Consider the following 2,844-nt stretch of genomic DNA (forward strand, 5'->3'; position numbering starts at 1 on the left):
ACCCACCGCTCCCCACGCCAGAAAGACGGCGCCGTCCAAATCCACGCCAAAATCGCGTTCTGACGAAACACCCGGGCAGCCAGACCATCACCTGGCCGCCCGAAGAGACTAGTAGCTACAGCCGGCCGAACACCGCTTCGAAGCCTTGCACGTCGCCTGCCGCCAGGAACCGCGCCTGCTCGACCCAGCGGTCGCGCTCCATGCGGCCGCTGAAGGTGCCGAGATCGGCGTCGAGGCGTAGCGCCGCATCGTGATCGAGCGCGGCAAGCTGGCCGACATTGGTGATGCCCAGCTCGGCAAGACGGTTCGCGACCTTGGGACCGAGCCCCTTGAGCTGCGTGACCGACCCGCTCGCCGCTTCGCTGTCGATGACTCCGACCGGCGGCGACACCGCATCCTCGCTCGCTGACGGTGCCTCGACGCCAGCCTGTCTGGCATGGTCTACCACCTGTCGCTCGGCCCGGCGGCGCTGCCGTTTCAGCCGCGCGCCATAGACGATGCCGGCGATCACCACTGCCGCCAGGATCGCGATCCAGATCAGGTGGACGTTGGTCAGCAGCGACGTGAAATCGCTGCCGCTGGACAGCGTCGTGGCGGTTGGCGAAGCGCCGGTCTGGATGGGGCTGGTCTGGTTCATGGCCCGCAATCCTATCGTGCCTCGCGCTCCCGCGCCACTGCCCGTAAGCCGATGTCATGGCGGTAGAATCCGTCGGGATAGGCGATGCCGGCGACGGCCGCATAGGCGGCCTCCCGCGCCTCGCCGATCGTCGCGCCGCTTGCCGTGACGGCAAGCACGCGGCCGCCGGCTGCTTCCAGACCGTCCGGCCCGGCGCGCGTGCCCGCTTGAAAGACGGTTCCGCCGTTCGCCTCGGCGGCGTCGATGCCGGCGATGCCGCCGCCGGTCCGCGGCGTTCCCGGATATCCCGCCGCCGCGATCACCACCGTCAGGGCCGGCGCGGGTGCGAACTCCGCCGGCGGCAACGCGCCGAGCCTCTGCTCCGCCACCGCCAGCAGCGTCGCCACCAGATCGCCGGCGAAGCGCATCATCAGCACCTGGCATTCCGGGTCGCCGAACCGGGCATTGTATTCGATCAGCTTCGGCCCGGCAGCGGTCAGCATCAGCCCCGCATAGAGCACGCCGCTGAACGGCGTTCCGGTCGCCGCCATGGCGCGCACGGTGGGGGCGACGATCGTCTCGATCGTCTCCGCCTCCAGCGCCGGGGTGAGGATCGGTGCGGGGCTGTACGCGCCCATGCCGCCGGTATTGGGGCCGGTGTCGCCGTCGCCGACCCGCTTGTGATCCTGGGCGCTGCCGAATGGCATCAGCGCCTCGCCGTCGGTCAGGACGAACAGGCTGACCTCCTCGCCCTCCAGATATTCCTCGATCACGGCTGTTGCGCCTGCGTCCGCGAACAGGTCGGCGACCGCGCTCTCGGCCTCTTGGCGGGTCATGGCGACGGTCACGCCCTTGCCTGCGGCGAGACCATCGGCCTTGACGACCACCGGCACCCCGAAGCGGGCGAGCGCGGCATCGGCCTCCGCCCGGCTCGCGACCCGCGCATAGGCGGCGGTCGGGATGCCGGCGCGCGCGCACAGGTCCTTGGTGAAGCCCTTCGATCCCTCCAGCTGCGCGGCGGCGGCGGATGGGCCGAACACCGCCACCCCGGCGGCGCGCAGCGAGTCCGCCAGGCCGTCGACCAGCGGGGCTTCCGGCCCGATCACGACCAGGCCGACGGCGTGCGTCCGGCAAAAGCCAGTGACGGCGGCATGGTCGGCGATGTCCAGCGCGACCAGCTCCGCGTGCTGCCTGATCCCCGGATTGCCCGGCGCGGCGTAGAGGATATCCAGCATCGGCGATTGCGCCAGCTTCCACGCGAGCGCATGTTCGCGGCCACCGCCACCGATCAGCAGGACGTTCATGGTTGCCCCCTACGATACCGGCGCGCGGCTCTTAGCCGAGGAGGTGCCCGGCGACAACGCGCTCGCGGTCTCGGTCGGCGAGCTGGCCGGCCGGCTCAAGCGGATGGTGGAGGGCGAGTTCGGCCATGTCCGCCTGCGCGGCGAGATCTCCGGCTACAAGCGCGTCGCGTCGGGGCACGCCTATCTGTGCCTCAAGGACGATGCCGCGGTGATCGACGGCGTGATCTGGAAGGGGCAGGCGAGCGCGCTGGCGTTCCAGCCGCAGGACGGGGTGGAGGTGATCGCCACCGGCCGGCTGACCACCTATCCTGGCCGCTCCAAATACCAGATCGTCATCGAGCGGATGGAGCTGGCCGGGGCCGGCGCGCTGATGGCGCTGCTGGAGAAGCTAAAGGCACAGCTGGCGGGCGAAGGGCTATTCGACGCCGCGCGCAAGCGGCGGCTGCCGTTCCTGCCGCGGGTGATCGGCGTCGTCACCTCGCCGACCGGGGCGGTGATCCGCGACATCCTCCACCGGCTGGAGGACCGCTGCCCGACGCACGTCGTCGTCTGGCCGGTCAAGGTACAGGGCGAAGGCGCGGCGCAGGAGGTGGCGGCGGCGGTGCGCGGCTTCGATGCGTTGCCTTCCAACGGCAGTGTGCCGCGCCCCGACTTAGTCATCGTCGCGCGCGGTGGCGGCTCGATCGAGGATCTTTGGGCGTTCAACGAGGAGGTCGTGGTGCGCGCCGTCGCCGGCTGCTCGATCCCGATCATCTCCGCGGTCGGCCACGAGACCGACACCACGCTGTGCGACCACGCCGCCGACCTGCGCGCGCCGACGCCCACCGCGGCGGCGGAGCTGGCGGTGCCGGTGCTCGCCGACCTTCGTCTGGCAATCGACGGCCATCGCTTGCGAACGGAGCGTTGCGCCCGCCGCCATGTCGA

Annotated in this window: 3 protein-coding genes; 1 reads left to right on the forward strand and 2 read right to left on the reverse strand. The window is 70.8% G+C overall.

The window, feature by feature from the left end:
- Nucleotides 1-115: 115 nt before the first annotated feature.
- The gene (locus tag HUU96_RS14200; protein ID WP_174293395.1) at nucleotides 116-637 is read right to left on the reverse strand and encodes a hypothetical protein; all 522 of its coding nucleotides are present in this window, start codon (nucleotides 635-637) and stop codon (nucleotides 116-118) included.
- Between the two features lie 11 nt (nucleotides 638-648).
- A complete protein-coding gene (gene purD, locus HUU96_RS14205; protein ID WP_174293396.1) occupies nucleotides 649-1,920 on the reverse strand; it encodes a phosphoribosylamine--glycine ligase in 1,272 nt (423 codons plus the stop codon).
- Here purD and xseA point away from each other — a divergent pair.
- Nucleotides 1,919-2,844, forward strand: a 926-nt coding sequence (gene xseA / locus HUU96_RS14210) for an exodeoxyribonuclease VII large subunit (protein WP_174293397.1), incomplete at its 3' end; no start/stop codon positions are given. The two genes, purD and xseA, sit on opposite strands and share 2 nt — an antisense overlap.

The sequence above is a fragment of the Sphingomonas bacterium genome, from assembly GCF_903644135.1.
Taxonomy (GTDB): Bacteria; Pseudomonadota; Alphaproteobacteria; order Sphingomonadales; family Sphingomonadaceae; genus Sphingomonas.

Bases quoted from the DNA above. Each gene is read 5' to 3' on its own strand.
- HUU96_RS14200 (WP_174293395.1), bottom strand. From the start codon at position 637: ATGAACCAGACCAGCCCCATCCAGACCGGCGCTTCGCCAACCGCCACG.
- purD (WP_174293396.1), bottom strand. From the start codon at position 1,920: ATGAACGTCCTGCTGATCGGTGGCGGTGGCCGCGAACATGCGCTCGCG.